23 protein-coding genes and 1 pseudogene are annotated in these 23366 nt (G+C 61.8%); 18 read left to right on the plus strand and 6 right to left on the minus strand.

Annotated features, from left to right (window positions below; genetic code table 11):
• Positions 1-101: 101 nt before the first annotated feature.
• Complete coding sequence (locus ACWUKX_RS08305) at positions 102-770, minus strand: FMN-binding negative transcriptional regulator (RefSeq protein WP_456005659.1); 669 nt, start codon at positions 768-770, stop codon at positions 102-104.
• A 5-nt stretch (positions 771-775) separates the two neighbouring features.
• Positions 776-1450, minus strand: coding sequence for an alpha/beta hydrolase (locus ACWUKX_RS08310; RefSeq protein ID WP_127316263.1), 675 nt, complete (start codon positions 1448-1450; stop codon positions 776-778).
• A 258-nt stretch (positions 1451-1708) separates the two neighbouring features.
• Here ACWUKX_RS08310 and ACWUKX_RS08315 point away from each other — a divergent pair, with 258 nt between their 5' ends.
• The 8 genes from ACWUKX_RS08315 to sufA all read left to right on the plus strand — a co-directional run bounded on the left by ACWUKX_RS08315 (position 1709) and on the right by sufA (position 9165).
• Complete coding sequence (locus ACWUKX_RS08315) at positions 1709-2887, plus strand: cysteine desulfurase family protein (protein WP_456005662.1); 1179 nt, start codon at positions 1709-1711, stop codon at positions 2885-2887.
• Positions 2888-3073: 186 nt separating this feature from the next.
• The gene (gene sufB, locus ACWUKX_RS08320; protein WP_456005664.1) at positions 3074-4591 is read left to right on the plus strand and encodes a Fe-S cluster assembly protein SufB; all 1518 of its coding nucleotides are present in this window, start codon (positions 3074-3076) and stop codon (positions 4589-4591) included.
• 4 nt (positions 4592-4595) lie between these two features.
• Entirely contained in the window at positions 4596-4886 is a 291-nt protein-coding gene (locus tag ACWUKX_RS08325; RefSeq protein ID WP_456005668.1) for a hypothetical protein, read from the plus strand.
• Complete coding sequence (gene sufC, locus ACWUKX_RS08330; RefSeq protein WP_456005925.1) at positions 4879-5634, plus strand: Fe-S cluster assembly ATPase SufC; 756 nt, start codon at positions 4879-4881, stop codon at positions 5632-5634. Before ACWUKX_RS08325 ends, sufC begins: the two co-directional genes overlap by 8 nt.
• A gap of 40 nt (positions 5635-5674) precedes the next feature.
• On the plus strand, positions 5675-6943 hold the full coding sequence (sufD, locus tag ACWUKX_RS08335; RefSeq protein WP_456005670.1) for a Fe-S cluster assembly protein SufD: 1269 nt from the start codon (positions 5675-5677) through the stop codon (positions 6941-6943).
• A gap of 92 nt (positions 6944-7035) precedes the next feature.
• Positions 7036-8277: a cysteine desulfurase gene (locus ACWUKX_RS08340; protein WP_456005673.1), complete on the plus strand. Its 1242-nt coding sequence runs from the start codon at positions 7036-7038 to the stop codon at positions 8275-8277.
• A 5-nt stretch (positions 8278-8282) separates the two neighbouring features.
• On the plus strand, positions 8283-8675 hold the full coding sequence (locus ACWUKX_RS08345; RefSeq protein ID WP_127212323.1) for an SUF system Fe-S cluster assembly protein: 393 nt from the start codon (positions 8283-8285) through the stop codon (positions 8673-8675).
• Between the two features lie 109 nt (positions 8676-8784).
• Positions 8785-9165: a Fe-S cluster assembly scaffold SufA gene (gene sufA / locus ACWUKX_RS08350; RefSeq protein WP_029353590.1), complete on the plus strand. Its 381-nt coding sequence runs from the start codon at positions 8785-8787 to the stop codon at positions 9163-9165.
• Between the two features lie 9 nt (positions 9166-9174).
• Here sufA and ACWUKX_RS08355 read toward each other — a convergent pair whose 3' ends face one another.
• Positions 9175-9672 (minus strand): GFA family protein, encoded by a 498-nt coding sequence (locus ACWUKX_RS08355; RefSeq protein WP_029353593.1) that lies wholly within the window; start codon positions 9670-9672, stop codon positions 9175-9177.
• A 93-nt stretch (positions 9673-9765) separates the two neighbouring features.
• Here ACWUKX_RS08355 and ACWUKX_RS08360 point away from each other — a divergent pair, with 93 nt between their 5' ends.
• On the plus strand, positions 9766-10089 hold the full coding sequence (locus ACWUKX_RS08360) for a TfoX/Sxy family protein (RefSeq protein WP_029353596.1): 324 nt from the start codon (positions 9766-9768) through the stop codon (positions 10087-10089).
• A gap of 19 nt (positions 10090-10108) precedes the next feature.
• Here the strand turns inward: ACWUKX_RS08360 and ACWUKX_RS08365 are convergent, their stop codons facing one another.
• Positions 10109-11047: a carbohydrate kinase family protein gene (locus ACWUKX_RS08365; RefSeq protein ID WP_456005677.1), complete on the minus strand. Its 939-nt coding sequence runs from the start codon at positions 11045-11047 to the stop codon at positions 10109-10111.
• A gap of 274 nt (positions 11048-11321) precedes the next feature.
• Between ACWUKX_RS08365 and recA the strand changes: the two genes are divergently transcribed.
• The 3 genes from recA (at position 11322) to ACWUKX_RS08380 (ending at position 16180) form a co-directional block, all read left to right on the plus strand.
• Positions 11322-12419, plus strand: a complete 1098-nt coding sequence (gene recA / locus ACWUKX_RS08370) for a recombinase RecA (protein WP_008875470.1) — start codon at positions 11322-11324, stop codon at positions 12417-12419.
• A gap of 256 nt (positions 12420-12675) precedes the next feature.
• Positions 12676-15342 (plus strand): alanine--tRNA ligase, encoded by a 2667-nt coding sequence (gene alaS / locus ACWUKX_RS08375; RefSeq protein ID WP_456005680.1) that lies wholly within the window; start codon positions 12676-12678, stop codon positions 15340-15342.
• 43 nt (positions 15343-15385) lie between these two features.
• Complete coding sequence (locus ACWUKX_RS08380) at positions 15386-16180, plus strand: PhzF family phenazine biosynthesis protein (protein ID WP_456005682.1); 795 nt, start codon at positions 15386-15388, stop codon at positions 16178-16180.
• A gap of 16 nt (positions 16181-16196) precedes the next feature.
• On the opposite strand, the pseudogene ACWUKX_RS08385 reads toward ACWUKX_RS08380, so the two are convergent.
• A pseudogene (locus tag ACWUKX_RS08385) lies at positions 16197-16824 on the minus strand (glutathione S-transferase family protein).
• A gap of 110 nt (positions 16825-16934) precedes the next feature.
• Positions 16935-18146, minus strand: coding sequence for an NADP-dependent isocitrate dehydrogenase (locus ACWUKX_RS08390; protein WP_029353607.1), 1212 nt, complete (start codon positions 18144-18146; stop codon positions 16935-16937).
• Between the two features lie 218 nt (positions 18147-18364).
• Here ACWUKX_RS08390 and ACWUKX_RS08395 point away from each other — a divergent pair, with 218 nt between their 5' ends.
• The 6 genes from ACWUKX_RS08395 (at position 18365) to ACWUKX_RS08420 (ending at position 23265) form a co-directional block, all read left to right on the plus strand.
• Positions 18365-19216, plus strand: coding sequence for an RNA methyltransferase (locus ACWUKX_RS08395; RefSeq protein ID WP_456005927.1), 852 nt, complete (start codon positions 18365-18367; stop codon positions 19214-19216).
• Between the two features lie 150 nt (positions 19217-19366).
• Positions 19367-20179: a glutamate racemase gene (gene murI / locus ACWUKX_RS08400; protein ID WP_456005685.1), complete on the plus strand. Its 813-nt coding sequence runs from the start codon at positions 19367-19369 to the stop codon at positions 20177-20179.
• A gap of 61 nt (positions 20180-20240) precedes the next feature.
• Positions 20241-20429 carry a DUF3008 family protein gene (locus tag ACWUKX_RS08405; RefSeq protein ID WP_023717374.1) on the plus strand — a complete coding sequence of 63 codons (189 nt, stop codon included), beginning with the start codon at positions 20241-20243 and terminating at the stop codon, positions 20427-20429.
• A gap of 373 nt (positions 20430-20802) precedes the next feature.
• Positions 20803-21420 carry a 30S ribosomal protein S4 gene (gene rpsD, locus ACWUKX_RS08410; protein WP_456005687.1) on the plus strand — a complete coding sequence of 206 codons (618 nt, stop codon included), beginning with the start codon at positions 20803-20805 and terminating at the stop codon, positions 21418-21420.
• A gap of 137 nt (positions 21421-21557) precedes the next feature.
• The gene (gene ttcA, locus ACWUKX_RS08415) at positions 21558-22448 is read left to right on the plus strand and encodes a tRNA 2-thiocytidine(32) synthetase TtcA (protein WP_456005689.1); all 891 of its coding nucleotides are present in this window, start codon (positions 21558-21560) and stop codon (positions 22446-22448) included.
• The gene (locus ACWUKX_RS08420; protein WP_456005691.1) at positions 22438-23265 is read left to right on the plus strand and encodes an inositol monophosphatase family protein; all 828 of its coding nucleotides are present in this window, start codon (positions 22438-22440) and stop codon (positions 23263-23265) included. Before ttcA ends, ACWUKX_RS08420 begins: the two co-directional genes overlap by 11 nt.
• The last annotated feature ends 101 nt before the right edge of the window (positions 23266-23366 follow it).

The raw sequence follows: 23366 nt of genomic DNA on the forward strand, positions 1-23366 counted from the left end.
CAGCGCGACGTGGCGCAAGCCGGTAAGGTCGACACCGATACCTTCCTGGCCGCAGCAAATCCCTGGGAGTCCCCGGGCTGCGACCTTGCACAAGGTCGGTGCTACCTGTCGTCCAGTCCGCCGTAGGATCGTACAAGCCGGACCATGTCGGGCGAGTTCGAGCCCTCGCTCTCGAGCCCCTCGGCGACACCGCTACGGTCGGCTATGGGCCGGTTCTGGCTGACCTTCCACTTGCCTTGCATGTCCGTGATCTCGATTTCCAGCCCGACAATGCCCTTGATCTGCGACTGGATGAAGCTGGCTGGTGCGTCGGTCACCGCCCAAGGTGCTTCGCGAGCGGCTTCCTGTGATATCGTCAGATCGGAAATCTGCTGGGCCAGCCAGTCCTGGTCCTCGATCACTCTAACTGCACCGCGCACCTGGACAATGGCGTAGTTCCAGGTCGGCACGACCTTCCCGGTTTCGCGCTTGGTCTCGTACCAGGACGGCGTCACATAGGCATCGGTACCCTGGAAGACGACCAGCACGGGCGCTGCCGTGCTGTCGGCCAGCAGGCGCCATTGCGGATTGGCTCTCGCCAGGTGGGCGCGCAGCCTGCCGTTCGGTGGCGCCTCTGCGTTGCGCAGGGAGGGGGCGTCGAGCAGGAACGGGATCGCGTTCGCGACCGGCCCCTCGGCTCCATTTGAAATCAGCAGGCCAAGCGGATGCGCCCGGATCAGCCCGTGCAGCACGTCCTGCCGCGTTTCCTGGAAATGCGGGGGCTGGTACATCGCTGTTATCGCAACCGTTTCGGCCGCGGGTCGGATAACTCGCCGGCCAGCCGGCGATCGAGATAGTCCGCGCATTCCTGGAGCAGGAGGTCCGCGTCGTTGGAGAAGAAATGGTTGGCCCCGGGCAAGGTCTTCTGGGTGATGGTGATGCCCTTTTGTGTGTGCAATTTGTCGACCAGCCCCTGCACGTCCTTTGGCGGCGCGACCTTGTCGGCGTCGCCATGGATGATGAGGCCGGACGACGGGCAGGGCGCCAGGAACGAGAAATCATAGGTGTTGGGCTGCGGCGCGATCGAGATGAAGCCTTCGATCTCCGGCCGGCGCATCAGAAGCTGCATGCCGATCCAGGAGCCGAACGAATAGCCGGCGACCCAGCAGCTCTTGGAATCAGGATGCAGCGACTGCACCCAGTCAAGTGCCGCGGCCGCATCCGACAATTCGCCGGTGCCGTGGTCGAATTCGCCCTGGCTGCGGCCGATGCCGCGGAAATTGAAGCGAAGCGTGGTGAAATCCCGCTTCTGGAACATGTAGAAGAGGTCGTAGACGATCTTGTTGTTCATCGTGCCGCCGAACTGGGGGTGCGGGTGCAGGATGATGGCAATCGGCGCGCTCTTTTCCTTGGAAGGCTGGTAGCGACCCTCCAGGCGGCCGGCCGGACCGGCGAAAATGACCTCAGGCATAAAATACTCCACATGGCATATGAATGCGCGGCGCCCGGAACAACTCTTCCTCTGGCCCCCAGTCTTCCCAGGCCTTGACGCAGGGCGAGCGTCTTTCTAGAAGCTAGTTTAGAATTGTTCAAAACTGGGTGGCCAAAACGTCATGGTTTGGCCATCCGCGCCGCAAGTCGCGTAAATAGGACGGCTTGCCTTGCAATTTCAAGGAAATAACGCGCTATCCTCGCGGAATGGCTCTTGAAGGGACCGATCGAAACGAAAATGGCCGGAAGACGCGCCTATCTCGACTACAATGCCAGTGCGCCGCTGCTTGCCGCGGCGCGCACGGCTATGATTGCCGCGCTCGATACTGCCGCCAACCCGTCATCGGTCCATGCCGAGGGTCGCGCCGCACGGCGGCTGATCGAGAATGCAAGGCGCGATGTGGCGACGCTGGTCAACGCCAGCGCCGAGCATGTCGTGTTCACCTCCGGTGCGACGGAAGCCGCCTCGACGCTGCTGACGCCGGATTGGCAGATGGGGCGCGGCACTATCCGCATGAGCCGGCTCTATGTCTGCGAAGCCGATCACCCTTGTGTGCTGAATGGCGGGCGCTTTCCGGCAGCCCAGGTGACACGCATCGGCGTCGACACCGACGCCATTGTCAGGCTGGACGCGTTGGCGGTGGCGCTTGGACGTCATGACAAGGCAGACGGCCTGCCGTTGGTAGCGATCCATGCCGCCAACAACGAGACCGGCATCATCCAGCCGGTCGAGCGCATCGCCGAAATCGTCAAGGCGGCGGGCGGCATTCTGATCATCGACGCCGTGCAGGCAGCCGGCCGCATTCCGCTCGATTTGTCAGCGGGTTACGCCGATTACCTGATTCTGTCTTCGCACAAGATCGGCGGTCCCAAGGGCGTTGGCGCCATCATCGCCGCCTCGGACCTGATGATGCCAAGACCCTTGATCGTCGGCGGTGGCCAGGAAAAGGGTCATCGTGGCGGCACCGAAAACCAAGCCGCGATCGCCGGTTTTGGCGCGGCGGCGCGGGAAGCCCTGATCGGATTGAAGAGCATCGATGCGGTCGGTCGCCGCCGCGACGAGATCGAGGCCATCGTGAAAACGCTGGTGCCGGATGCGGAAATCTTCGGAACCGGCGCGCCGAGGCTTGCTAATACGACATTCTTCGCTATTGCGGGCACCAAGGCCGAGACGGCGCAGATCGCCTTCGACCTCGCCGGCGTGGCGCTGTCGGCCGGTTCCGCCTGTTCGTCGGGCAAGGTTGGCCCGAGCCATGTCCTGAAAGCCATGGGACACAGTGATAGCCTTGGCGCTTTGCGCGTGTCCATCGGCCACGCAACGAGTGCCGAGGATGTCGAGTTGTTCGGCAAGGCACTGTCAGGTATCGCCACGCGGCAAGCTGGGAAGGAAGCGGCGGGCAGGGAAAAAGCTGCCTGAGTGCGGCAGAATGATGCAGGCCTTCGGGCCTGGTAGAGCCGTGCGTTTCATGGTGGCCGGGTGAATTTCCGGCAGGGACGCACTATATGGAACTTACGCCGCCTTGGTTGCCCATGGGCACTCGTTTCGCGGTGCCATAGTTTGAAAACTGTCGGGCCTTGACCCCGGCGTGGATGGAGAACGCATATGCCTGCTGTGCAGGACACGATCGATCGGGTCCGAAAGATCGACGTCGACCAGTATAAATACGGATTCCAGACCGAAATCGCGATGGACAAGGCCCCAAAGGGCCTGAGCGAAGACATTATCCGCTTCATTTCGGCGAAGAAGGACGAGCCGTCCTGGATGCTGGAATGGCGTCTGGAAGCCTATCGGCGCTGGTTGACGCTGGACGAGCCGAAGTGGGCGCGCGTCCATTATCCGAAGATCGATTTCCAGGACCTCTACTACTATGCGGCGCCCAAGAGCACGCCGGGACCGACATCGCTGAGCGACGTCGATCCTGAGCTCTTGAGGGTCTACGAAAAGCTCGGCATTCCGCTGAAGGAACAGGAAATCCTCGCCGGCGTGCAGAAGACCGACGCGGCGGAACTCGAGGAACCCAGCGACAATGTCTACAAGTCGGGCCGCGTCGCCGTCGACGCGGTGTTCGATTCGGTGTCCGTCGTCACCACCTTCAAGAAGGAGCTGGCGCAGGCCGGCGTCATTTTCTGTTCGATCTCGGAAGCAATCCGCGAGCACCCGGAACTGGTGAAGAAATATCTCGGTTCGGTTGTGCCGACCTCCGACAATTTCTACGCGACACTGAATTCGGCGGTGTTCACAGACGGCTCCTTCGTCTTCGTGCCCAAGGGCGTGCGCTGCCCGATGGAACTGTCGACCTATTTCCGCATGAACGAGAAGAATACCGGCCAGTTCGAGCGTACGCTGATCATCGCCGAGAAGGGGGCTTACGTCTCCTATCTCGAAGGCTGCACGGCGCCGCAGCGCGACGAGAACCAGCTTCACGCCGCCGTGGTCGAATTGATCGCGCTCGACGATGCCGAGATCAAATATTCGACGGTGCAGAACTGGTACCCCGGCGACGCCGAGGGCAAGGGCGGCATCTACAATTTCGTCACCAAACGCGGCGACTGCCGTGGCCATCGTTCGAAGATATCGTGGACGCAGGTCGAGACCGGCTCGGCCATCACCTGGAAATATCCGAGCTGCATCCTGCGCGGCGACGATTCCAGCGGCGAGTTCTATTCGATCGCCGTGTCAAACGGGTACCAGCAGGTCGATAGCGGCACCAAGATGATTCATCTCGGCAAGAACACGTCGAGCCGCATCATCTCCAAGGGCATCGCCGCCGGCCTTTCGCAGAACACCTATCGCGGACAGGTTTCGGCGCACCGCAAGGCGACCAACGCCCGCAACTTCACCAACTGTGACTCGCTGCTGATCGGCGACCAGTGCGGCGCGCACACCGTGCCCTACATGGAAGCCAAGAACGCGACGGCGAAGTTCGAGCATGAGGCGACGACGTCGAAAATTTCCGAAGACCAGAAATTCTACGTCATGCAGCGCGGCATCCCGGAAGAAGAGGCGATCGCGCTGATCGTCAACGGCTTCGTCAAGGACGTCATCCAGCAGCTGCCGATGGAGTTCGCCGTCGAGGCGCAGAAGCTGATTGGGATCTCGCTGGAAGGCAGCGTGGGTTGATTAGATGGAACGGCGCTCTTGGAAATTCTTCGAGCGTATCGAGAGCTTGATAGTCATCGTTCTGACACTCTCGTTGACGCTCGCTATTGGAGGTGCCGTGGTGGCTCTGATAGGCGCAATGTTTGGCTTGAGTTCGGTGAAGAATATTGGTGGTTCGATTGCGGGCCTAGGCGCGGTTGGGTTTTTTGGCTGGATGTTCGTTACTGGCGATCTTGCGGGCGCGCTTTTAGGGAGATCCCGTCAAGGACCGAGCGTCGAGAACAACAAGAACACGAAAGTAGAAAATGATGCTTGAGATCAATAACCTGCATGCCCGCATTGTCGACGACGGCACCGAGATTATCCGCGGCCTCAACCTGACGGTGAAGGCCGGCGAGGTCGCCGCGATCATGGGCCCGAACGGCTCTGGAAAGTCGACGCTGTCCTACATCCTCGCCGGGCGCGAGGATTATGAGGTCACCGAAGGCGACATCCTCTACAACGGCCAGTCGATCCTCGAAATGGATCCGGCCGAGCGCGCCACATCAGGCATCTTTCTCGCCTTCCAGTATCCAATGGAGATACCGGGCGTGGCGACGATGGAATTCCTGAAGGTGGCGATGAACGAGCAGCGCAAGGCGCGCGGCGAGGAGCCGCTGAAGATCCCCGAATTCCTGAAGCGCGTGAAGGACGCCGCCGCCTCGCTCAACATGGACATGGCGATGCTGAAGCGGCCGCTCAATGTCGGCTTTTCCGGCGGCGAGAAGAAGCGCGCCGAGATCTTGCAGATGAAGCTCCTGGAGCCAAAACTCTGCGTGCTCGACGAGACCGATTCAGGCCTCGATATAGATGCGCTGAAGATCGTCTCGGACGGCGTCAACGCGCTGCGCTCGCCCGACCGCGCCATCGTCATCATCACCCACTACCAGCGCCTGCTCCAACACATCGAGCCGGATACTGTGCACGTGCTCTACAGGGGCCAGGTGATCAAATCGGGCGACAAGTCGCTGGCGCTCGATCTCGAGGCCAATGGCTATGCCGGCGTGATCGGCCAAGCCGCGTGAGATGCCAGAAGGCGAGACAAAGATAGGCAAGGCGAAACTGATGAATATACATACGACACCCCAGCGAACGCCAGCCGAAACGGCGCTGATCGACGCCTTCAGCGACCGGCTCTCGCTGCTGCCCGGCGACGGCACGGTGATGCTGAAGCGCGACGACGCCATCGAGGCGATCAAGAGCGGCCTGCCGACGCGGCGCATCGAATCCTGGCACTACACCGACCTGCGTCGCCTGCTGGCTTCGGTGCCGGACTTCGATCCCGCGGCTGCCGCCAAGGCGATCGCACCGATCGTTGAAGGCTCTGCCGTTCTGCCAGTCCTGAACGGCGTCTCGAGCACGAAGCTGCCGACGGTTGATGGCGTTGCGGTGCAGCGCCTGTCGGAGAAGCTGACCGACGGCAGCGCAGCACCTGGGCTCGATCCGTATGGCACCGACGATGCAATCGGCGCTCTGAACACCGCTTTCGTTGCAGACGGCTATTTTGTCGACATCTCCGACGGCACCGAACTGGACAAGCCGATCGAACTGCAGAACCTGCAGGCCGGCGGCCAGACGCATGTGCGCTTGGGCGTCCGCGTCGGCGCCGGCGCCAAGGCTGTTATCGTCGAGCGCCAGGCGGGCGAGGGCGCCGCACTCGTCAGCTCGGTCAGCCAGCTTCTGCTTGACGAGGGCGCCGACGTGACGTGGCTGATCGCGCAGGAGCAGCCGGATACGGCCACGCATCTTGCCCAGTTCAAGGCGCATCTCGGCAAGAATGCGAAGCTGACGCTGTTCGTGATGAATGCCGGCGGCAAGCTGGTGCGCCAGGAGATCGTGGTCAAGACGACAGGCGAAGGCGCCGATTTCACGCTGCGCGGCATCAACCTGCTTGCCGGTGACACTCATACGGACGTGACCATGGTGCTCGACCATGCCGTGCCGCACACGGCTTCGACGGAAGTAATCCGCAATGTGGTTACCGGCAAGGCGCGCGGCATCTTCCAGGGGCGCATCAACGTCCACCAATATGCGCAGAAGACCAACGCCAAGATGGCCTGCAACACGCTGCTTCTGTCGGATGACGGCGAGTTCTCGACCAAGCCTGAGCTCGAAATCTTCGCCGACGATGTCGTCTGCGGCCATGGCGCGACCGTCACCGAGATCGACCATAGCCACCTGTTCTACTTGATGGCCCGCGGCATCGACGAGAAGACCGCGCGCGGCCTTCTGGTCAAGGCTTTCGTTGCCGAAGTAATTGAGGAGCTGGACGACGAGGCGATTGTCGAGGCGCTGGAAGCAAGGCTCGACGGCTGGTTCGTGGCGCACGGCTAGCGCCTTCCCTTCTCCCTTGTGGGAGAAGGTGGATCGGCGCGTAGCGCCGAGACGGACGAGGGTGTTGGACGGAATGAGGCGATGAAGTTGTGATGGACCAGAAAGTCGAAAACATCCCCTACGACGTCGAGGCGATCCGCCGCGACTTTCCGATCCTGTCTCGACAAGTTTACGGTAAGCCACTGGTCTATCTCGACAATGGCGCCTCGGCGCAGAAGCCGCAGGTCGTGCTCGACACCATCCAGCGCGCTTATTCCCAGGAATACGCCAACGTTCATCGCGGGCTGCATTTCCTGTCGAATGCCGCGACCGACGCCTATGAGAACGCGCGGAAGATAGTGCAGAGGTTTCTCAACGCGCCGAGCACCGACAACATCGTCTTCACCTCGAACACCACCGCGGCGATCAACACCGTCGCCTACGGCTTCGGCATGCCGAATATCGGCGAGGGCGACGAGATCGTGCTTTCGATCATGGAGCACCATTCCAATATCGTGCCGTGGCATTTCATCCGCGAGCGGCAGGGCGCCAAGCTGGTCTGGGTGCCGGTCGACGATCTCGGCGTCTTCCACATCGAGGAGTTCGAGAAGCGGCTGACTGATCGCACAAAACTGGTCGCCATCACGCACATGTCGAATGCACTGGGCACGGTGACGCCGATCAAGGAGATCGTCCGCATTGCGCACGCACGCGGCATTCCGGTGCTGGTCGACGGCAGCCAGAGCGCCGTGCATATGCCGATCGACGTCCAGGATCTCGATTGCGATTTCTTCGTCTTCACCGGCCACAAGGTCTACGGTCCCTCGGGCATCGGCGTGCTCTATGGCAAGAAGGACATGCTGGAGCGCATGCGCCCGTTCATGGGCGGCGGCGAAATGATCGAGGAGGTGACGCAAGACATCGTCACCTACAACGATCCGCCGCACCGTTTCGAGGCTGGCACGCCGCCGATCGTGCAGGCGATCGGGCTGGGCGCTGCGCTGGCATACATGGAAAAGATCGGCCGCGAGCGCATCGCCGCCCATGAGGCGGATTTGAAGGACTATGCGCATGAGCGGCTGCGCGCCATCAATTCGCTGCGCATCTTCGGCGATGCGCCTGATAAGGGCGCCATCATCTCCTTCGAACTGCAGGGTATTCATGCGCATGACGTATCGATGGTGATCGACCGGCAGGGTATTGCTGTCCGCGCCGGCACGCATTGCGCCCAGCCGCTGTTGAAACGCTTCGGCGTAACTTCCACATGCAGGGCATCGTTCGGCATGTATAATACCAGGGCCGAAGTCGACGCTTTGGCCGATGCGCTCGAAAAAGCGCGAAAATTCTTTGGGTGACGATGATGGATGATGCAGGCCGGACCGCTGAGACCACTTCGGAAACGACTGCCAACGGTCTGGTTTCCGCCTCGGCCATTCCCGCCGACGAACTGGCGCGGCTGACAGACGACATCGTCTCGGCGCTGAAGACGGTCTACGACCCGGAAATCCCGGCCGACATCTACGAGCTTGGCCTGATCTACAAGATCGACATCGAGGACGACCGCTCGGTCAAGATCGACATGACGCTGACCGCGCCTGGCTGTCCGGTGGCCGGCGAAATGCCGGGCTGGGTGGAAAATGCCGTCGGCGCCGTGGAGGGCGTTTCAGGCGTCGAGGTCACCATGACCTTCGATCCGCCCTGGTCACCCGACCGCATGTCGGAAGAGGCACAGGTCGCGGTGGGTTGGTACTAGCACCGGATATGACAAAGATTGGTGCCCTTGCGCCAGGCAGAGAATTTCACCATTTTAGGTGAGGAATCATTCGGCAGGCCTTGAACCTGGCGCAATGGAGAAAGAAAAGATGGGACGCTTTGCCGTCATCACGATGACCGAAAAGGCCGCCGACCGGGTTCGCGAGATCGTTGCGACCCGTGAGAATGCGTACGGCATTCGCCTTGGCATCAAGAAGGGCGGCTGCGCCGGCATGGAATATACGGTCGACCTGGTGACCGAGCCTAACACCAAGGATGACCATATCGAGCGCGACGGCGCCCATGTTTACGTTGCCCCCGAGGCCGCACTTTTCCTGTTCGGCACCGAGATGGATTTCGAGCAGACGACGCTGCGCACCGGCTTCACCTTCCGCAACCCGAACCAGAGTTCTGCCTGCGGCTGCGGCGAATCGGTCGAGTTGAAACCGGCCGATCTGAAGGCACTGGCCGAGGCGCGCGCTTCGGCCTGATCGGGCTCCTCAGTCCACCCACATTCCCGTTCGTTTGTGCCATCCGGCGATCGATTCTTCCGGATAGACATCGTAGGCCCTGTCGTCCTCGCCGATGTCGGGCTCGACCCAGTTCGCCTTGTATTTCAGCATGAGGTGCACCTTTTCAGGCGGTTTCGGCAGGTCTGTGTCGATCGCCGATGCAAATGGGTGGACCAGCTCCGGCCACGTCGGATCGTAGAGCCAGAGTGCCGATCCGCATTTCCTGCAGAAATTCCGCTCGCCTGACGAGATCTCGCATTGTGGATGCTCGTCGTCCTCGATCTCGGCTTGATAGACGCCAAGGTTGCGCTTGCCCTTGATTTTCAGCGTATCGAAATCGGCACCGAGATTGATGGCAAAGCCGCCGCCGCCCTGCTGCTTGCGGCAGATCGAGCAGTAGCAAAGCATGAACGGCACCGGCGTGTGGCTTTCCACCTCGAAGCGGACGGCATCGCACCGGCAGGACCCTTTGAGCAGAAGCGGCATGATGAGGGACTCCGAAGAATTTGGCTCTCAACTTGTCAGGATGGTTTTGGTTGCGGCGATGACAAGGGGAAATCCGGGTGACATGATCGCGGCATGGACAATGAACGCATTGCCGAACTTTTCGAAGGCCTCGGCCCAGTCAGCATTCGCAAGATGTTCGGCGGCAAGGGCATCTACTTTGACGGCGTCATCGTCGCCATCGTCATCCGTGGCGAATTGATGCTGAAGGCCGACTCGGAAAGCGCGCCCGAATTCGAAGCGGCCGGCTGCCGGCAATGGACCTACACCGGCTCGCGGCACGGCAAGCTCGTGTCCATGCCGTATTGGAGCATTCCCGACAGCGCCTTCGACGATCCGGACGAGATGGCGGTCTGGGCGCGCCGGGCCTATGAGGCGGGGCTGCGTGCCGGCAAATAGGCCGCCTCTCCACTGGTCATCAGCTCATGCCGATTTTCTGCGGCTCGGGCACAAGGGCCAGCGCGTCGGCAAAGTCTGCCGGCGTAAAGACCGGCACAAGTTCGGCACTTTCGATCGCAAGCATTGCCGCGGCAACGCCGTCACGCAGCGCCGCGCGCAGCGTCAGGCCGCGCAGCAGGGCGGCGACCGTTGCGCCCGCCAGCGCATCGGCGGCGACGCCAGTGACTTTTCTTGGCGGCGGGATCGAGAAGGCGCCGGCCTCGTCGAAACCCAGCACCGGACCGTCATCCGACCTCACCACGCCATATTTGAGGCCGGCGCGCCTCAGGCGGTCGATGATATCACGCTCCGCCGTGTCGATACCGACATCGGCGAGTGCGATCGCCTCGCGCCGGTCCATGAAGACCATCGCCAGGCTGCCAAGCACCGGCGCGAGCCGCACCGCCTTGTCTGGTGAGACGGCGAGGGCGAAGACCGGCTTGCCGGCGGCAAGCGCCACCAGCCGCTCCAGCGCCGTCGACGGCAGGTTGGCGTCGCACAGGACCGCATCGGCGGTGCTGATCGCCTCACGCACCTTGGCACGGCGGATCTGCTTGGGAAGCGCCAGCTCGTAGAGCGCCATGTCGGAAAGGCCGACGATCAGCGCGCCGTCGCCGTCGATTATCGTCGTGTTGCTCGGCGTCGTGCGATCGAGGAACACCACGGATAGATCGGCAATGCCGGCCGCAGCGATGGCGCGCGAGACCGTGTCGGCCAGAACATCGCCGCCGCGCACCGAAAGCAGCGAGCCGGAGACGCCGCGCCGCACGGCGCCGCGCAGCGCATTGAAGACGGCGCCGCCGACAGCCTCGCGCATCGTGCCGGGATTCGACGCCGCCGGCACAAAGGCGCCCGAAACCTGGCCGCGCCGATCTATATAGGCACCGCCTACCGCCAGGATTGTCGGCGACTTCATCATGCCTGGGAGGAGACCTTTGCTGTTGCCGGGCAAAGACTAGGGTGTCCGGCGGAGCCCGGCAACCGAAGGCGCGATTCGAAAGATGCCAGCACGATCCTGCGGGTGAAGCGGGATACATCCTGGAGTGAAAACACGAAACAAAAAAAGAACAAATCCGGATATTGTTTGTTTTTCAAACGTTTGTCTCCCCTTGCCAGACGAGAACAAAAAAGGTACAAATTAATAAGGATTACGGATTGTCCGGCCTTCATTGACGACCAAGGGGTGATGTATCATGGCTCAGAATTCTTTGCGGCTTGTAGAGGACAAAGCAGTGGATAAATCAAAGGCTCTGGATGCGGCGCTGTCGCAAATCGAGCGTGCCTTCGGCAAGGGCTCGATCATGCGGCTCGGCGCAAACGAGCAGGTCGTCGAGATCGAAACGGTGCCGACTGGTTCGCTTGGCCTCGACATCGCGCTTGGCGTCGGCGGCCTGCCGCGCGGCCGCATCGTCGAGATCTACGGGCCGGAAAGCTCGGGCAAGACGACGCTGGCGCTGCACACGGTGGCGGAAGCCCAGAAGAAGGGCGGCATCTGCGCCTTCGTCGATGCTGAGCACGCGCTCGACCCGGTCTATGCGCGCAAGCTCGGCGTCGACCTCGAAAACCTGCTGATCTCGCAGCCCGATACCGGCGAACAGGCGCTGGAGATCTGCGACACGCTGGTGCGTTCCGGCGCCATCGACGTGCTGGTGGTCGATTCGGTCGCAGCGCTGACGCCGCGCGCCGAAATCGAGGGCGAAATGGGCGATTCACTGCCCGGCCTGCAGGCCCGCCTGATGAGCCAGGCGCTGCGCAAGCTGACCGCCTCGATCTCGCGCTCCAACACCATGGTCATCTTCATCAACCAGATCCGCATGAAGATCGGCGTGATGTTCGGTTCGCCCGAGACCACGACCGGCGGCAACGCGCTGAAATTCTATGCTTCGGTGCGCCTCGACATTCGCCGCATCGGCTCGGTCAAGGACCGCGACGAGGTCGTCGGCAACCAGACCCGCGTCAAGGTGGTCAAGAACAAGCTGGCGCCGCCCTTCAAGGTGGTGGAGTTCGACATCATGTATGGCGAGGGCGTGTCCAAGACCGGTGAGTTGGTCGACCTCGGCGTCAAGGCCGGCGTGGTCGAGAAGTCGGGCGCCTGGTTCTCCTATAATTCGCAGCGTCTCGGCCAGGGCCGCGAGAACGCAAAACTGTTCCTGCGCGACAATCCCGACACGGCACGCGAGATCGAGCTGGCGCTGAGGCAGAATGCCGGGCTGATCGCCGAGAAATTCCTCGAAAATGGCGGTTCCGAAGGCGGAGACGATGGTTTCGAGGACGAAGCGGGCGCGATGTAAGATACAGGCTGTGCCAGTCAAAGTTACCCGTTTGAGTTCGCATATTCCGAATTGAGTTGGTGTATCGATGTGTTTATGCCGCCGGCCTTGGGCCGGCGGTTTGCGTTTTTGCCGATAGCTCTGGTCATTGTGAACAGCCGGCAAGCGCTACGGTTTGGAGCAATTCCGTGTTTCTGGACAGGGTGCGGTGCGACCGCTAAAAGGCCATGTCTGTTTTCCGCCGGCAATCGGCGGATCTCTCGAAAAGGCAGTATTCATGAGTGGCGTCAACGAGATCAGGTCGGCATTTCTCGACTATTTCCGCAAAGAGGGTCACGAGGTCGTGGCGTCGAGCCCGCTGGTGCCGCGCAACGACCCGACGCTGATGTTCACCAACGCTGGCATGGTGCAGTTCAAGAACGTCTTCACCGGGTTGGAAAGCCGTCCCTATTCGCGCGCCACCACCTCGCAGAAATGCGTGCGCGCCGGCGGCAAGCACAACGATCTCGACAATGTCGGCTACACTGCCCGTCACCACACCTTCTTCGAGATGCTCGGCAATTTCTCCTTCGGCGATTATTTCAAGGAGCGCGCCATCGAGCTTGCCTGGAACCTGATCACCCGCGAGTTCGGCATCGCCAAGGACCGGCTTCTGGTGACCGTCTACCATACCGACGACGCGGCCGCGGGCTTCTGGAAGAAGATCGCCGGGCTGCCGGAGGACAGGATCATCCGGATCGCCACCAGCGACAATTTCTGGGCGATGGGCGATACCGGTCCCTGCGGCCCGTGCTCGGAAATCTTCTACGACCATGGCGCCGACATTCCGGGCGGCCCGCCCGGCAGCGCGGATGAGGACGGCGACCGTTTCATCGAGATCTGGAACCTCGTCTTCATGCAATTCGAGCAGGTGACGAAGGCGGAGCGGATCGAACTGCCGCGCCCGTCGATCGACACCGGCATGGGGCTGGAGCGCATCGCAGCCGTCCTGCAGGGTGAGCACGACAATTACGACATCGACCTGTTCAAGGCGCTGATCCGTGCCTCGGAAGAGGCGACCGGCGTCAAGGCGGAAGGCAAGAACCGGGCGAGCCACCGCGTCATTGCCGATCATTTGCGCGCATCGAGCTTCCTCATCGCTGACGGCGTGCTGCCGTCGAACGAAGGCCGCGGCTACGTGCTGCGTCGCATCATGCGCCGCGCCATGCGCCATGCGCAGCTTTTAGGCGCCCGTGATCCGCTGATGTGGCGGCTGGTGCCGGCGCTGGTGCGTGAGATGGGCCAGGCCTATCCCGAACTGGTGCGCGGCCAGCCGCTGATATCAGAGACGCTGAAGCTCGAGGAAACGCGCTTCCGCAAGACGCTGGCGCGCGGCCTCGGCCTGCTTGCCGACGCAACCGAGACGCTCGGCAGCGGCGACCGGCTGGACGGCGAGACCGCGTTCAAGCTCTACGACACCTATGGCTTCCCGCTCGACCTCACCCAGGACGCCCTGCGCCCGCGCGGCGTTTCGGTCGACCTCGACGGCTTTAATGCAGCGATGGAGCGCCAGAAGGCGGAGGCGCGCAAGAGCTGGGCCGGCTCCGGCGACGCGGCCACTGAAACCGTCTGGTTCGCGGTGCGCGAGAAGGCGGGCGCGACCGAGTTTCTAGGCTACGACACCGAGCAAGCAGAAGGCATCGTTCAGGCGCTAGTCAGGGATGGCGCCGCGGTGGAGAGCGCCGTCGTCGGCGAAACCGTCGGCGTCGTCGTCAACCAGACGCCGTTCTATGGCGAGTCCGGCGGCCAGATGGGCGACACCGGCGTGATTTCGGGCGAAGGTTTTGCTATCGACGTCACCGACACGCAGAAGAAGGGCGACGGCCTGTTCGTGCATTTCGGCAAGGTCACCAAGGGCACCGTCAGGACGGGTGAAGCGGTCGAGTTGAAGGTCGACCATATCAGGCGCACGCGACTACGCTCAAACCATTCGGCGACCCACCTTGTCCACGAGGCGCTGCGCGAGGTGCTCGGCACCCATGTCGCGCAAAAGGGCTCGCTGGTCGCGCCGGAACGGCTGCGCTTCGACTTTTCCCATCCCAAGCCGATTTCGGCCGAGGAACTGGAACGCGTCGAGGCGATGGCCAACGAGATCGTCGTGCAGAACGGCCCGGTGACGACGAGGCTGATGAGCGTCGATGACGCGATTGCCGAGGGCGCCATGGCGCTGTTCGGCGAAAAATATGGCGACGAGGTCCGCGTCGTGTCGATGGGCACCGGGGTTGCCGGTGACAAGGCCGGCAAGCCCTATTCGGTCGAGCTCTGCGGCGGCACCCATGTCGGCGCCACCGGCGATATCGGCCTGGTCCGGCTGGTGTCGGAGGGCGCTGTCGCCGCTGGCGTACGCCGCATCGAGGCGCTGACCGGAGAGGCGGCCAGAAAGCATCTCGACGAACAGGACAGGCGGCTGAAGGCGGTCGCTGCCACGCTGAAGAGTTCGCCGGCCGACGTGCCGGCCCGCGTCGAGGCGCTGCTTGACGAGCGCAAGAAGCTTGAGAAGGAGCTGACCGAGGCGCGCAAGAAGCTGGCGCTGGGCGACCGCTCGCCAGCCGGCGTGCCTGCGGAAAACGAAACCATTGCCGGTGTCGGTTTTCTCGGCAAGGCGGTATCGGGCGTCGCGCCAAAGGATTTGAAGCCGTTGGCCGATGCCGGCAAGAAGTCGCTCGGCTCCGGCGTCGTCGTCTTCGTTGGCGCCGGCGAGGACAACAAGGCGAGCGTCGTGGTCGGCGTCACCGACGACCTGACCGGCCGCTTCAGCGCCGTCGATCTGGTCCGCGTGGCATCCGCGGCATTGGGCGGGCAGGGCGGCGGCGGTCGACCCGATATGGCCCAGGCCGGCGGCCCGGATGCCTCGAAGGCCGAGAACGCGATCGCTGCAGTGAAAGCGGCGCTGGAAGCGGCGTGAACATGTACCAGTAAGGCGGGGCCGAAATGGCGGCGGGGATGATGTGACCACGTTGACGATGTATCAAGTCGACGCGTTTGCCGAACGGGCTTTCCAGGGCAACCCTGCTGCCGTTCTCATTTTGGAGGACTGGCTATCGGACGATGTGATGCAGGCTATCGCAAACGAGAACAACCTTGCTGAAACCGCGTTTGCGCGGCCGAATGGCGAGAGTTGGGATTTGCGCTGGTTCACGCCGGTTCATGAAGCCGACTTCTGTGGCCATGCAACTCTTGCGACCGCCCATGTGTTGGCCGCGGAACACAATGTGCCCGGTGACATGGCCTTTGCCACGCGGGTGGGTGAGCTACGGGTTTCCCAACGGGAAGGTGCCTACCAGCTCGAACTGCCGTGTTTTCCGCCGCAGCCGCTCGGCGGGAAGTTAATGCAGGCACTGCAAGAGATATTTCCTCTGGGGTCCGTTTCGAGCTTCCGCAATTTCGAAAACCTGTTTGTCGAGATTGTCGACGAGGCATCCGTACGGTCATTCGTTCCCGATCTGCTTAGGATCGGAACCCTTCATCCTCTTGGCCTGGTCATTACCGCGCCTGGGCGAGCCCATGATTTCGTCTCGCGTTATTTCGTGCCCGGAGCGGGCATTCCCGAGGATCCGGTGACTGGCTCCACTCATGCGACACTGGTGCCTTACTGGTCTGAAAAACTCGGCAAGACGCATCTGTCGGCATTCCAATGTTCACAGCGCGGCGGGCATTTGCTGTGTGACCTGGCTGGAGATCGCGTGCTGATCGCAGGTCGTGCGAAGACCTTCATGAAGGCGGAAATCTACCTTCCCGAATGAGCAGCTGCCATTCGCCTCACCCTGCCTTTTTAGTTCCGGAAAAGCTTGGACGCTGAGCGATGCGGTCCCACCAGGCCCGAATATCGGGAAACTCGGCCAGCAACTTCCGCCCTTCGGCGACCTTGACGAAATAGCCGATGATTGGCACGGCATGCAGGTCGGCGAGCGTCAGTTGCTCGCCCAACAGCCATGGGCCCTCGGCTTTCAGCGATGAGAGCGCCCGTAGTGTCGTTCTCGCCTGCCGAAGTCCGGCGGCGATCAAAGCCTCGTCAGGCGCCGTCTTCTCCAGCCGCTCGACAGCGACATCCCAGACCATGGCCCGATAGGCATAGGCGTCGAGCAGGCCGATGATCTGGTTCATGGGTTGCGCGAGGCCGAACTTCGATCGGTTGCAACGCTGGGCCATCAAAGGCCTCGTCGACATAACGGGCATTCGCGCTGGTCTCGTATAGGCGGAACCCGTCATGCTCGAAGGCAGGGATGCGGCCGAACGGGTGATGGTCGAAATACCAGCCCGAAATGCCGTCCGCCGCAAAGATGTCGACCGGCACAAGTTCGTAGTCGATGCCTTTTTCCGCGAGCACGAGGCGGACGATGCGCACGTAGACGCTATAGTCCGCCCCGTAGACGACCGGTTTGCTCATGATGCTCACTACAGCGCCGCGCGTCTTTTCATACGCGCAAAGGACGCTGTAGCACTTTGATTTTGCGCATGATCCTGTCCGAAAATTATTCCGGTTTTCAGGGTCATGCGTCAGGCCATCGCCTTCTGCAGGTTCTCGTCGATCTTGTCGAGGAAGCCGGTGGTCGAAAGCCATGGCTGGTCGGGACCGATCAGCAGCGACAGATCCTTGGTCATGAAGCCGGCCTCGACGGTCTGGATGCAGACCCTTTCCAGCGTCTCGGCAAAACGCTTCAACTCGGCATTGTCGTCGAGCTTGGCGCGATGGGCGAGGCCGCGTGTCCAGGCGAAGATCGACGCGATCGAATTGGTCGAGGTTTCCTCGCCCTTCTGATGCTGGCGATAGTGACGGGTGACGGTGCCATGTGCGGCCTCCGCCTCCACCGTCTTGCCATCCGGCGTCATCAGCACCGATGTCATCAGGCCGAGCGAACCGAAGCCTTGCGCCACAGTGTCCGACTGCACGTCGCCATCATAGTTCTTGCAGGCCCAGACATAGCCGCCCGACCATTTCAGGCTGGAGGCGACCATGTCGTCGATCAGCCGGTGCTCGTACCAGATCTTTTTCGCCTTGAATTCGGCTTCGAACTCAGCCTCGTAGACTTCCTGGAAAATGTCCTTGAACCGACCGTCATAGGCCTTGAGGATGGTGTTCTTGGTCGAGAGGTAGACCGGATAGTTGCGCAGCAGGCCGTAATTCAGCGAGGCGCGGGCGAATTCGCGGATCGACTCGTCGAGGTTGTACATTGCCATGGCGACGCCGGCGGCCGGCGCATCGAACACGTCATGCTCGATCACCTTGCCGTCCTCGCCGACGAACTTGATCGTCAGCTTGCCCTTGCCGGGAAAGCGGAAGTCGGTGGCGCGGTACTGGTCGCCGAAAGCATGACGGCCGACGATGATCGGCTTGGTCCAGCCGGGCACCAGCCGCGGCACGTTCTTCATGATGATCGGCTCGCGAAAGATGGTGCCGCCGAGGATGTTGCGGATCGTGCCGTTCGGCGACTTCCACATCTTCTTCAGCTTGAATTCTTCGACGCGCTGCTCGTCTGGCGTGATCGTCGCGCATTTCACGCCGACGCCGTGTTTCTTGATGGCATTGGCCGCCTCGATGGTCACCTGGTCGTTGGTGGCGTCGCGGTGCTCGACGCCGAGGTCGTAATATTCAAGCTTCAGATCGAGATAGGGGTGGATCAGCTTGTCCTTGATGAACTGCCAGATGATGCGGGTCATCTCGTCGCCGTCGAGTTCGACGACCGGGTTCGCCACCTTGATCTTCGCCATGGAAAGAATGCCTCATTGTTGGGATCGGAACGGCCTTGCCCGCATGGCTTTCGGCCGGGATGGGGCCCGTATATCAAAGCATTTTTGGCCGCGCAAACGGCGATCCGCGCGGGCGTGCTTCACCATCGCCATCGGCCACTCTTTGTGAAAGCTTCATTTTCGCGGCCGGATATGGCAGGGGACGCTGAAATGCCGCAAACAGCAGTTCATTGACAGCTATGCAAGCCAGCAACGACATCCCTCCTGCCGCGGGCCCGGCGATCATCCTGGTCGAGCCGCAGCTCGGCGAGAATATCGGCATGGTCGCGCGCGCCATGGCGAATTTCGGTCTGTCCGAGCTGCGCCTCGTCAATCCGCGCGACGGCTGGCCGAGCGAAAAGGCGCGCGCTGCCGCGAGCCGGGCCGACCATGTGATAGATGCCGCTAGGGTATTTGACGATTTGGCCTCGGCGGTCGCCGACCTGAATTTCGTCTTCGCCACCACGGCGCGCGCACGCGATAATTTCAAGCCGGTGCGCGGACCGGTCGAGGCGGGCAGGGCGCTAAGGGCGCGCCAGCAAGCCGGACAGCGCACCGGCATACTGTTCGGCCGCGAGCGGTTCGGGCTCTACAACGACGAGGTTGGCCTGGCCGACGAGATCGTCACCTTCCCGGTCGATCCCGCCTTCTCCTCGCTCAATATCGCCCAAGCGGCCCTGCTGATGTCCTATGAATGGATGAAGTCCGGCCTGGAAGATGAGACGAAAACCAATTTTTCCAGCCCCGACATGATGCCGGCGACCAAGGAACAATTGCACGGCCTGTTCGCGTATCTGGAAGGCGCGCTCGAAGCGCGCGGCTATTTCCGCCCGGCGCCGAAGAAGCCGAAGATGGTCGACAATCTGCGCGCGGTGCTGACGCGCGCCGGCTTCGCCGAGCCGGAACTCAAGGTGCTGCGCGGCATAATATCATCGCTGGACAGGTTTTCGCCGGCCATGCCGCGCGGCGACGGATCGCCGGGCGATGATCCAAGGCGGCTTCCGGCGGCGGCCGCACGCGCCGCGAAGGCGACAGACAAAGACCAGGCTTAAACACGAGTAACCGAATGTTATTTGGTGTGGTCCATCATTTTAGGATGATGGACCTTCGAATGTGACCATCTTCCTGACGTGGTCCCCAGCCTCTCTCGCAATCCCAGCCTTCTATCGTAATCCCAGCCTTCCCTCGCGACTCAAATGACAATGACCGATCCTGCAAGCGCCCGCCCGATCCTGATGTTCGATTCCGGCATCGGCGGCCTGACGGTGCTGCGCGAAGCGCGCGTGCTGATGCCCGACCGCCGCTTCGTCTATGTCGCCGACGATGCGGCTTTCCCTTATGGCGCTTGGGAGGAACCGGCACTGAGGGCACACGTACTGGAGTTGTTCGGCAAGCTGCTCGCCAGTTTTTCGCCGGCCATCTCGGTCATCGCCTGCAATACTGCTTCGACGCTGGTCATCGATGCGTTGCGTGAAAGATTTCCCGGCCACCCTTTCGTCGGCACGGTGCCGGCGATCAAGCCGGCGGCGGAACGCACACGCTCTGGGTTGGTTTCGGTGTTGGCGACCCCAGGCACGGTCAAACGCCAGTATACGCGCGACCTGATCGGCAAATGGGCGCAAAAATGCCATGTCCGCCTGGTTGGCAGCGACAATCTGGCGGGGCTGGCCGAGGTTTATATGCGAGATGGCTTTGTCGATGAAGAAGCGGTGCGTGCCGAGATCGCGCCGTGCTTCGTCGAACATGATGAACTGCGGACCGACATCGTCGTGCTTGCCTGCACCCACTATCCCTTTCTGGCCAACCGCATGCGCAAGACGGCACCTTGGCCGGTCGATTGGCTAGATCCCGCCGAGGCGATCGCGCGACGGGCGCTCTCGCTGCTCGCGGGCACTGAGGCCAGGAATCGCGGCGAGGCGTTGCCGGAAGGCGCCGACCTTGCTGTCTTCACCTCGAAGCGGGTTGATTTCCCGACTCGCCGCCTGATGCAGGGGTTTGGGCTGGCGATTTCCTGATACTGGGAACATCACCCGGACCGGTGCGTTTTTCCCTCATTGCAAGACGGGAGAAACGATCATGCCAGCCACTTCAAAAGCCCAGCAGAAAGCCGCAGGAGCGGCATTGTCCGCCAAGCGTGGCGAGACCAAAAAGAGTGAGCTCAAAGGTGCTTCGAAGGGAATGTACAAATCGATGAGTGAAAAGCAGCTTGAGGAATTCGCGGAGACCAAGCGTAAAGGCCTGCCCGAGAAGAAATCAAAGCACTAGCCGCTCGTCCGCATCCGCAGGAGGTCGGGTCCGATTCCATAGTTGGATAGCCGCGGCCCAGCACCCAGCCCGCGGCTGAATGGTTATCCGCTGGCCATCACCGACGCCAGCCGCGACCTTGACACCAGTTAAATCTCCGTTTAATCAGCCCACCAACACCGGGCCGCAATGCTCGGTGGTTTCTTTATGTGCGCAAGACGTTTGGGAAGCGCTCTATTTTCCCAGGTCTTGTGTAAAATGACGTGTCCCGTGGGTTTTCCGCCGCGTTGCGTGGGAAAACCCTGTCAGGTCTCGAAAACGGGGGCCAGAGGAGGGCGCGTTTCCTTCACCCGGACCATGAGGTTCCGGGTGTATTGTTTTGAAAGGGAATGCGATGAGCAAGCGCGAATCCGCGAAATACAAAATCGACCGCCGTCTCGGCGAAAACATCTGGGGCCGCCCGAAATCCCCGGTCAACAAGCGCGAATACGGTCCCGGCCAGCACGGCCAGCGCCGCAAGGGCAAGCTTTCCGATTTCGGCCTGCAGCTGCGTGCCAAGCAGAAGCTGAAGGGTCACTACGGCGACGTCTCGGAAAAGCAGTTCCGCAAGGTCTATGAAGAGGCGAACCGCCGCAAGGGCGACACCTCGGAGAACCTGATCGGCCTGCTCGAATCGCGCCTCGACGCGGTCGTCTACCGCGCCAAGTTCGTGCCGACCATTTTTGCCGCTCGCCAGTTCGTCAATCACGGCCACATCAATGTCAACGGCAAGCGCGTCAACATCGGCTCATACCGCTGCAAGCCGGGCGACGTCGTCGAAGTGCGCGAAAAGTCGAAGCAGCTGGTGATTGTCCTGGAATCGGTAGGCTTGGCCGAGCGCGACGTCCCTGATTACATCGAGGTCGATCATAACAAGATGACCGCGACCTTCGGGCGCATCCCCGGCCTGTCAGATGTTCCCTTCGCCGTGCAGATGGAACCGAACCTGGTCGTCGAATTCTATTCGCGCTGATCGATTTCTGCGTCTGCAATACAACCGAAGGCCGCCGTCGAAGGCGGCCTTTTCTTTTGGGCATCCGAAAATCGATTTCGATTTTCGGGCCGATGCGCTAATCCGGGCAGCAACAAGGATTTTGAGGCCGACGCGCCATGAACATGCTGCCAGACGCCAAAACACTCGAACCGATCGCCGATGCCAGAGGCGGCTTTCATCCGCTGTTTGCCGATGTGCCGTCCTCCGTCGAGTTCAACAAGCTGCGCAAGCGGTTGCTGCGTCTCGCCCGTCAGGCGATCGACGATTTTTCGATGGCGAGGCCCGGTGATCGCTGGCTCGTCGCCTTGTCCGGCGGCAAGGATTCCTACGGCCTGCTCGCTTTGCTGCTCGACCTCAAATGGCGCGGGCTGCTGCCGGTCGACCTGTTGGCTTGCAATCTCGACCAGGGCCAGCCGAATTTTCCGAAACACATTCTGCCCGATTATCTCAACACATACGCCATTCCGCACCGCATCGAATATCAGGACACCTATTCGGTGGTGACCGACAAGCTTCCCCAGGGTAGCACCTATTGTTCGCTGTGCTCGCGGCTCAGGCGCGGCCATCTCTACCGCATCGCGCGGGAGGAGGGCTGCTCGGCTTTGGTGCTCGGCCACCACCGCGAGGACATTCTCGAAACCTTTTTCATGAATTTGTTCCATGGCGGGCGCCTCGCCGCCATGCCGCCAAAACTGCTCAACGACGACGGCGACGTCATGGTGCTGCGGCCGCTCGCCTATTGCGCCGAGGCCGATCTCGAAAAATTCGCCGGCGCCATGAAATTCCCGATCATCCCGTGCGATCTGTGCGGCAGCCAGGACGGCTTACAGCGCAATGCGATGAAGGCGATGCTCGACGACTTGGAAAAGCGCATGCCCGGCCGCAAGGACACGATGATCCACGCCATGACCAATGTGCGGCCTTCGCATCTGCTCGATCGCAAACTCTTCGATTTCGCCGCCCTCAACGAAACCCTTACACGGCAAGACGTTCCCGATGACATTTGACGATACCGCGATCGACTGGCTTGCCAAGCTTCTGTCCGACGCCGCCATTGCCGAGATCATGCCGCGCTTTCGACGGCTGGATGAGGGCGAGGTCCGCCAGAAGACCTCGGCAGCCGACCTGGTGACGGAGGCCGACGTGAATGCCGAGCGGCTCATCACCGTCAGGCTGCGTGAGCGCTACCCCCAGGCGATGATCGTCGGCGAGGAAGCCTGCTCCGACGACCCGGCGCTGCTCCAGGGCCTCGGCGAAGCCGATCTTGCCTTCGTCATCGATCCAGTCGACGGCACCTTCAATTTCGCCTCGGGCGTGCCGCTGTTCGGCGTCATGCTGGGCGTCGTCGTGAAGGGCGAGACCGTCGGCGGCATCATTCACGATCCCGTCGGCAAGGACTGGCTGATCGGCGCCAAGGGTGCTGGCAGCCACATACGGCATGCGCATGGCACTCTGGAGAAGGTGCATGTCGCCGAGCCTGCACCGATCTCGCAAATGACCGGCGCGGTGTCCTGGCAATACATGCCCGAGCCGGAACGGTCACGGCTGGCGCGCAACCAGACGAAATCCTTGTCGCAATTCGGCTATCGCTGCGCGGCTCACGAATACCGCCTGCTGGCGAGCGGCCACGCCCACTTCGTCGTCTACAACAAGCTGATGCCGTGGGATCACCTGGCCGGTGTGCTGATCCATGCCGAAGCAGGTGGTCACGCAGCGCATTTCGACGGCAGCGACTATCTGCCTTCGCATGTCGGAGGTGGCCTTCTTGTCGCGCCGAACAAGGAAAGCTGGCGCGAACTGCGCCGCGAGCTCTGGGCGGAATAGGCTGGCCGGGGGATTATGCACTAGGCGGAGCTGACGCCCAGGTTCCGCGATGGCGACTATCGCGGCTTTGATCGGTCCGCTCGGGATCGTCGGCAACGCGT

The sequence above is a fragment of the Mesorhizobium sp. f-mel genome (assembly GCF_053850215.1).

What these genes read in the sequence shown, in the direction of transcription:
- ACWUKX_RS08310 (WP_127316263.1), bottom strand. Translation starts at nt 1,450, where the DNA reads ATGCCTGAGGTCATTTTCGCCGGTCCGGCCGGCCGCCTGGAGGGTCGC.
- sufB (WP_456005664.1), top strand. Translation starts at nt 3,074, where the DNA reads ATGCCTGCTGTGCAGGACACGATCGATCGGGTCCGAAAGATCGACGTC.
- ttcA (WP_456005689.1), top strand. Translation starts at nt 21,558, where the DNA reads ATGAACATGCTGCCAGACGCCAAAACACTCGAACCGATCGCCGATGCC.
- sufA (WP_029353590.1), top strand. Translation starts at nt 8,785, where the DNA reads ATGGGACGCTTTGCCGTCATCACGATGACCGAAAAGGCCGCCGACCGG.
- ACWUKX_RS08390 (WP_029353607.1), bottom strand. Translation starts at nt 18,146, where the DNA reads ATGGCGAAGATCAAGGTGGCGAACCCGGTCGTCGAACTCGACGGCGAC.
- rpsD (WP_456005687.1), top strand. Translation starts at nt 20,803, where the DNA reads ATGAGCAAGCGCGAATCCGCGAAATACAAAATCGACCGCCGTCTCGGC.
- sufD (WP_456005670.1), top strand. Translation starts at nt 5,675, where the DNA reads ATGAATATACATACGACACCCCAGCGAACGCCAGCCGAAACGGCGCTG.
- ACWUKX_RS08305 (WP_456005659.1), bottom strand. Translation starts at nt 770, where the DNA reads ATGTACCAGCCCCCGCATTTCCAGGAAACGCGGCAGGACGTGCTGCAC.
- ACWUKX_RS08315 (WP_456005662.1), top strand. Translation starts at nt 1,709, where the DNA reads ATGGCCGGAAGACGCGCCTATCTCGACTACAATGCCAGTGCGCCGCTG.
- ACWUKX_RS08325 (WP_456005668.1), top strand. Translation starts at nt 4,596, where the DNA reads ATGGAACGGCGCTCTTGGAAATTCTTCGAGCGTATCGAGAGCTTGATA.
- ACWUKX_RS08420 (WP_456005691.1), top strand. Translation starts at nt 22,438, where the DNA reads ATGACATTTGACGATACCGCGATCGACTGGCTTGCCAAGCTTCTGTCC.
- ACWUKX_RS08355 (WP_029353593.1), bottom strand. Translation starts at nt 9,672, where the DNA reads ATGCCGCTTCTGCTCAAAGGGTCCTGCCGGTGCGATGCCGTCCGCTTC.
- ACWUKX_RS08395 (WP_456005927.1), top strand. Translation starts at nt 18,365, where the DNA reads ATGCAAGCCAGCAACGACATCCCTCCTGCCGCGGGCCCGGCGATCATC.
- murI (WP_456005685.1), top strand. Translation starts at nt 19,367, where the DNA reads ATGACCGATCCTGCAAGCGCCCGCCCGATCCTGATGTTCGATTCCGGC.
- sufC (WP_456005925.1), top strand. Translation starts at nt 4,879, where the DNA reads ATGCTTGAGATCAATAACCTGCATGCCCGCATTGTCGACGACGGCACC.
- ACWUKX_RS08340 (WP_456005673.1), top strand. Translation starts at nt 7,036, where the DNA reads ATGGACCAGAAAGTCGAAAACATCCCCTACGACGTCGAGGCGATCCGC.
- recA (WP_008875470.1), top strand. Translation starts at nt 11,322, where the DNA reads ATGGCTCAGAATTCTTTGCGGCTTGTAGAGGACAAAGCAGTGGATAAA.
- ACWUKX_RS08365 (WP_456005677.1), bottom strand. Translation starts at nt 11,047, where the DNA reads ATGATGAAGTCGCCGACAATCCTGGCGGTAGGCGGTGCCTATATAGAT.
- ACWUKX_RS08360 (WP_029353596.1), top strand. Translation starts at nt 9,766, where the DNA reads ATGGACAATGAACGCATTGCCGAACTTTTCGAAGGCCTCGGCCCAGTC.
- ACWUKX_RS08345 (WP_127212323.1), top strand. Translation starts at nt 8,283, where the DNA reads ATGGATGATGCAGGCCGGACCGCTGAGACCACTTCGGAAACGACTGCC.
- alaS (WP_456005680.1), top strand. Translation starts at nt 12,676, where the DNA reads ATGAGTGGCGTCAACGAGATCAGGTCGGCATTTCTCGACTATTTCCGC.
- ACWUKX_RS08405 (WP_023717374.1), top strand. Translation starts at nt 20,241, where the DNA reads ATGCCAGCCACTTCAAAAGCCCAGCAGAAAGCCGCAGGAGCGGCATTG.